This window comes from Candidatus Benthicola sp. (assembly GCF_058719085.1).
The window spans coordinates 1-5,891 of the sequence record NZ_JBZQEK010000040.1; the positions used below are offsets into that span (position 1 = coordinate 1).

The window sequence follows — 5,891 nt, forward strand, 5'->3', positions numbered from 1 at the left end:
CTCGGTCTCCTCGTCCGCTCCGGCGTCTTCGTCAGCCGACACCTCCACGAGCTCTTCCTCCGTGGTGACGTCTTCGGCCGCCGCTTCCGGCGCGACATCGACATCCGTAGCCGTGTCGAGTTCCGCGTCGGCGTCGACCTCGAGAACGTCCTCTTCCTCGGCCAGCTGCGCGGCAGCCTCCGCCACGGCCGCGGCTGCGGCGGCTTCGGCCTCGGGGGACGTACCACCCTCCCACCACCGGCGCTCGCGAACCCGTGCGCGCTTGCCGCGACGAGCCCGGAGATAGTAGAGCTTCGCGCGCCGGACGTGTCCGCGGCGAACGACCTCGATGCCCGCGATCGTCGGGGAGTGGACCGGGAAGATCCTCTCCACGCCGACGCCTCCCGAGATCTTGCGCACGATGAAGGTCTCGCTGAGGCCGGCCCCCTTGCGAGCGATGCAGATTCCCTCGAACGCCTGGATCCTCTCCTTGGCGCCCTCGCTGACCCGCACGCGCACCCTCACGGTGTCGCCCGGCGCGAAAGCGGGCACGTCGGCCCGCAGCTGGGTCTTTTCGATTTCCGCGATTCTCGGATCCACGTTTCCGCTCCTTCCGGGGTCGCCTGCGCGACCGAATCTAATTCCTTGCTACCCTGTTTCCCAGCCAGCACCGGATCCGGGTATCAACCCTTCTCGTGCTCCCAGAGCTCCGGCCGTCTCTCCTTCGTCAGGCGCTCCGATTCGCGGCGGCGCCACGCCTCGATCCGGGCATGATCGCCCGATCGCAGCACGTCGGGGACTTCCCGTCCCCTGTACTCGGCCGGCCGCGTATATACCGGCGGCGCGAGCATTCCGTCGTAGAACGAGTCCTCGCTCGCGGACTCGTGGTCGCTGATCGCCCCGGGCAGCAGCCTCACCACGGCATCGATCACCACCAGCGCCGCGGGCTCTCCACCGGACAGAACGTAGTCCCCGACCGACAGTTCCTCCGTGGCCAGGCCCTCGGCCACGCGCTCGTCCACGCCCTTGTAATGGCCACACAGCAGCGTCAGCTCCGTCTCCATCGCGTAGCGCACCGCCGTGTCGTGGTCGAACGTCCGACCACGCGGGCTGAGCAGGACCACCGGCCCCGATGGCTCCAGTGCATCCAGCGCCTCGTAGAACGGCTCGGGCTTCATGACCATGCCCGCCCCGCCCCCGTACGGCTCGTCATCCACCGTGCGGTGCCGGTCGTGAGTGAAGTCCCGCAGATCCACGATCCGGTACTCCGCCAGTCCGGCTGCCGCCGCCCGCCCGGGAATGCTCGTCCCGAGCGGTACCGCGAAGAACTCCGGAAAGATCGTGACGACGTTGACTCGCACGGCGTCAGTCCTCCAGGAGCCCCGGCGGCGGATCGATCACGATCCGGCGCCCTCCACGGTCCACTTCCGTCACCACCTGCCTGCCGAACGGGATCAAGAGCTCGCGGCCGCCGGCCGCGACGCCGAGCAGCAGCTGCGCCCCCGTCTCATACGAGGTGACCACCTCGCCGATCGCCTCGCCGTCCTTCCGTTCGACCGAGTATCCCATGAGCTCGTGGACGAAGTACTCGCCTTCGTCGAGAGCCCTGAGCTCATCGGCGGGGAGACGAAGCTCCGCGCCCCTGAGTCGATCGGCCTTCTCGCGGTCGTCCACTTCGCGAAACTGGAGGAGGAGCCCCCCCTTGTGTCGCCGGGCGCCCTCGAGCGTGAGGCGAACGGGCCCGCCTTCAGAACCGCCCGTAACCCGAAACACGCGGCCCTTCGTGAACACATCGTCCGGATCGCCGGTCGACAGCTCGACGAGGACCTCGCCGCCGAGGCCGTGCGCTCTCCTGACCTTCCCCACCGTGAGCTCGACCATCGGCTACCGGGGGCCCGGCGCCCGGAGGCACCCGGCCTCGTGTCAGTCCTTCTTCTCTTCCTCGTCCCCGGCGGCCGCTTCTTCCGCCTCTTCGGCCTCGACGGCCTCCTCGGCAGCGGCTTCCTCGACTTCCTCGGCGACGGCCTCCTCGGCCTCGGCGACGACCTCCGCCGCCTCCTCCGCCACCTCGGCCGTCTCCTCCACCTCTTCGGCCGCCTCTTCGACCTCTTCCGCCGCCTCTTCGGCCTCTTCCACCGCCTCCTCCACCTCTACCGCTGCCTCGACCGCTTCCTCGGCCGCTTCGGCCTCCGCAGTCGCCTCTTCCGCCGCCTCCGCAGCCTCGGCTTCAGCGGCTGCCTTCGCCGCCGCCTCCGCTTCCTTCGCGGCCTGCTTCGCTGCTTCCTCGGCGGCCTGCTTCTCGGCGGCGATCTCCACGGCGCGCCGCTTCTGAGCTTCCGCAGCTACCATCGCCCGGCTGGAGGTCTTCTGCTCGCCTGGCGGCGGCCCGAGGGTGACGACGGCCTCTTCGAGATCGTCGGCCGTCACACCGGCCTGGAATTTCTGCCACACGCCGGTCTTCCGGAACAGCGAGATCACCGTGTTCGTCGGCTGAGCTCCTTCGTGGAGCCAGTTCAGGGACGCCGCGGCGTCCAGGCGCACGACGGACGGCTGCGTGCGGGGGTTGTAGATCCCGAGGGTCTCGATCGCCGGACCGTCTCGCTGCTCGTTCACGTCGGTCACGACGATACGGAACGATGCCTGCTTCTTCCGGCCCGTGCGCTGCAGTCGAATGGTTGTCGCCACTGATCCCGTTCCTCTGGTTACGTCCTGTCAGTCGTGGACGGCGGCCCCGAAGGAAGCCGCACGCCCTTCATGGAAGCAGTGAGCCGAGTTTGCCGCCCGCCGCGAGGCGAGGCGCCAGCTTGCCCATCTGCTTCATCATCTTACGCATTTCCCTGAACTGCTTCAGCAGCCGGTTCACTTCGTGCACCGGCCGGCCCGATCCACGGGCCACGCGTGCTCTCCGCGAGCCGTTCATGATCTCCGGCTTGCGCCTCTCGTCGGGCGTCATGGAGAGGATGATCGCCTCCATGTGCTTGATGCGGCGGGGGTCGAGGTCGACTCCCTCCAGCATCTTCGGCTTCACGCCCGGTATCATCTTCAGCAGGCCCTCGATCGGGCCCATCTTCTGTATCTGCTTCGTCGCCTGGAGGAAGTCCTCCAGGTCGAACTGACCGCCGCCCAGCACCTTCTCCTCGAGCTGCTTTCCGGCCTCGAGATCGAACGTCTGCTGCGCCTTCTCCACCAGGCCGACGATGTCGCCCATCTGCAGGATGCGGCCGGCCATTCGCTCCGGCTCGAAGGCCGTCAGGTCCTCGAGCCGCTCGCCGACGCCCACGAACTTCACCGGAACGCCGAGCACGCCGTGAATCGACAGGGCGGCGCCGCCGCGGGCATCGCCATCCATCTTCGTGAGCACCACGCCCGTGATGCCCACGGTCTCGTGGAACCCCTCGGCGATCCGCACCGCCTCCTGGCCGGTCATCCCGTCCGCGACCAGCAACACCTCGCTCGGCTCGATCGCGGCCTTGAGCCGTACCAGCTCATCCATCAGCTCGGCGTCCGCCTGCAGGCGACCGGCCGTGTCGATGATCACGTGCGTGGCTCCGGCCCGTCGCGCCTCGTCCAGCGCTCCCGAGGCCAGAGCGACGACGTCCTTCTCGTCGGGCTCGTGAACCACGGGCACTCCGATCGACCCGGCCAGGGTCACCAGCTGCTCGCCGGCCGCGGGCCGATACGGGTCGCAGGCCACCAGCGTCGGGCGACGCCCGAGCCGCTCGAACCGACGCGCGAGCTTGCCTGCAGTCGTCGTCTTTCCCGATCCCTGCAGACCGACCAGCATCAGCACGGCGGGCGGAATGGCCGGCTCCTCGAGCCCCGAGGCCGCTCCCGCGCCCCCGAGCACCTCGACCAGTTCGTCGTGCACGATCTTGACGACCTGGTCCGCCGGGCGGACCGAGTCCAGGACCTTCTCGCCGATCGCGCGCTCCTCGACGCGCTTCAGGAAGTCGCGGGCGACGTGGTAGTTCACGTCCGCCTCCAGCAGCGCCCGCCGCACTTCCCGCAGCCCCTCGCGAAGCATGGGCTCCGTGATCACGCCGCGCCCCTTGAGGCGGCGGAACACGCCATCCAGACGATCGCCGAGCTGCTCGAACATCCCGTCCCGATCCCCACCCCCGCTCGGCACGACCGCGGCCGATCGGGGTCCATTCAACACAAAAGACGCGACGCCGTGACTCGGTTCGCGTCTGCCGGCACCGACCCGCCCGGGCCGGCCCGAAATCGAGAGCCCCAGAGTATAGCGAAACCGGACGTATCGGGCAATCCGGGCCGCCGTGCCTCGGTTGTCCCGCAGCTCTCGGCCCCGCGGGTTTCGCGCACCGCGGGAAGCGGTATCTTTCGCGGGAAGGCAGGGCGTGTGCCCGATCCTGCCGCGCACGACACCCACGAACAGGAGCCACGTCATGCGAGCACGCACCGCGATCGTCGCTGCACTGCTGGTCCCTCTCACGGTGATGCCCGCTCGGGGCCAGGTCGGCATCACGGTCGGCGGCATCTACTCGGACGCCTCGGTGGAGCTCTCCGGAAGCGACGTCGCCACCGACTACCGGACGGGCTTCCAGGCCGGCGTTTCCTACGCGACCGGAGGTGTGTTCGGGATCATCGTGGGCGGCTACTACGCTCAGAAGGGCTTCGATGTCGTCTCGACGGCGGAACGGGTCCGCCTCTCGTACATCGAGGTGCCGGTGATGGGCGTGGCGCGACTTCCGATCCTGGAGCGGGTGCTCGGTCCGCGGCTGTATGGCGGCATCGACCTGGGTTTCGAGGTCGGCTGTGACACGGAGGATCCGACCGGGGCCGCTCTGGTCACGCCGGGACTGTGCGACGACACGAGCACCCTGGATTTCGGGCTGAAGGGCGGGCTCGGCGTGCAGATTCTCTTCTTCGGCCTCGATTTCTCCTACATCTATGGTCTCACCGACGTGGCCGATGCGGAGAACCTCAAGATCAACAACCGGGCCTGGTCTCTCGCGCTTCTCATCGGAGTCGGCTGAGACCCCGGATGCGATCGATCGGGGAAGGCAGACCGACCGGAAGGACCGCGCTTCAGCGGCTCTCTGCCGGCGGCGGGGGCGCTTCGGCGTCCGCCCCCGCCGTATCCTCCGGCGGTTTCGGTCCGCCGGCCTCGATGCGCCACAGCAGGTCGGTGCTCTGCTGATCGCCGGTGATCGCCTCGATCGACCAGCGCGAGGTCAGGATGTAGCGGAGCCTGAAGGTGCTGATCGGCTCGTACAGCCCGACTCCATACCCCACGTAGAGCTTGGGTGAGAGGTACTTTCCAACCACGAGCTGTGCCTCGTTCTGACTCGATCCGGTGTCGATTCGGGCCTCGTCCAGGCCGAGGCTCGGAGCGAGGCTCATGGCCAGCATGTTCGCCCCCAGAACGGCGGCGGTGTTGGCGGCCTGGCTGCTCTGCGCACCCGACGTCTCGCTCATCGGTCGTCCGAACAGGATGTAGGACATGATGTCGCTTTCCGTCTTCGGGGGCACCGAATACGTGGAGACGGCCAGGTTCTGGACGGTGCCGCCGATCCGCAGACCGGCCTCGGTGCCGTCGGAGGCCCGCACGTAGGCGCGTGCGTCGACGGCAGGATTGTCGATCGGACCGTTGAACCGGAGCGCGCCCGGGTCGATCCGCAGCTCCTGTCCAAACGACCGGTAGGTCCCGTTCACGAACTGGATCTCGCCGCGGCCGACGGGTTCCTCGCCCGCATCCTGCGTGATCCGAAGACCTCCCCTGAGGCCGGCCGCAAAGCCGAAGCCGTTGAACGTGACGTCGTCGCCCAGCGAGACCTGAATGTTGGCCGTCACCGGGACGGGAGGCTGCCTCTGCGTAGCGGTATCGCCCACGATCACGACGTCATCGGAGGGGACGACGGCGGACGGAGGAATCTCTGGAAACCCGAGTC

6 protein-coding genes and 1 pseudogene are annotated in these 5,891 nt (G+C 68.4%); 1 reads left to right on the top strand and 6 read right to left on the bottom strand.

Translation table 11 applies throughout. From position 1 onward, the window contains the following. Positions 1–237: 237 nt before the first annotated feature. From rplS to ffh, 5 genes and pseudogenes are all read right to left on the bottom strand, one after another. Positions 238–579 (bottom strand): annotated as a pseudogene (gene rplS, locus AC36XV_RS03275) (50S ribosomal protein L19); the annotation flags it as partial. Positions 580–662: 83 nt separating this feature from the next. Next, positions 663–1,340, bottom strand: a complete 678-nt coding sequence (gene trmD / locus AC36XV_RS03280) for a tRNA (guanosine(37)-N1)-methyltransferase TrmD (protein WP_492202246.1) — start codon at positions 1,338–1,340, stop codon at positions 663–665. A 4-nt stretch (positions 1,341–1,344) separates the two neighbouring features. Then, positions 1,345–1,860: a ribosome maturation factor RimM gene (rimM, locus tag AC36XV_RS03285; protein WP_492202247.1), complete on the bottom strand. Its 516-nt coding sequence runs from the start codon at positions 1,858–1,860 to the stop codon at positions 1,345–1,347. Between the two features lie 42 nt (positions 1,861–1,902). Continuing rightward, positions 1,903–2,664 carry a 30S ribosomal protein S16 gene (gene rpsP / locus AC36XV_RS03290; RefSeq protein ID WP_492202248.1) on the bottom strand — a complete coding sequence of 254 codons (762 nt, stop codon included), beginning with the start codon at positions 2,662–2,664 and terminating at the stop codon, positions 1,903–1,905. Positions 2,665–2,731: 67 nt separating this feature from the next. Continuing rightward, positions 2,732–4,078, bottom strand: coding sequence for a signal recognition particle protein (gene ffh / locus AC36XV_RS03295; RefSeq protein WP_492202249.1), 1,347 nt, complete (start codon positions 4,076–4,078; stop codon positions 2,732–2,734). 307 nt (positions 4,079–4,385) lie between these two features. On the opposite strand from ffh, the gene AC36XV_RS03300 reads away from it, so the two are divergent. Beyond that, positions 4,386–4,976 (top strand): outer membrane beta-barrel protein, encoded by a 591-nt coding sequence (locus tag AC36XV_RS03300; RefSeq protein WP_492202250.1) that lies wholly within the window; start codon positions 4,386–4,388, stop codon positions 4,974–4,976. Positions 4,977–5,028: 52 nt separating this feature from the next. Here the strand turns inward: AC36XV_RS03300 and AC36XV_RS03305 are convergent. Then, the coding region (locus AC36XV_RS03305) for a translocation/assembly module TamB domain-containing protein (protein ID WP_492202251.1) at positions 5,029–5,891 on the bottom strand (863 nt) is incomplete at its 5' end.

Coding starts and splice junctions, on each gene's coding strand:
- AC36XV_RS03300 (WP_492202250.1), top strand. CDS start 4,386: ATGCGAGCACGCACCGCGATCGTCGCTGCACTGCTGGTCCCTCTCACG.
- rimM (WP_492202247.1), bottom strand. CDS start 1,860: ATGGTCGAGCTCACGGTGGGGAAGGTCAGGAGAGCGCACGGCCTCGGC.
- ffh (WP_492202249.1), bottom strand. CDS start 4,078: ATGTTCGAGCAGCTCGGCGATCGTCTGGATGGCGTGTTCCGCCGCCTC.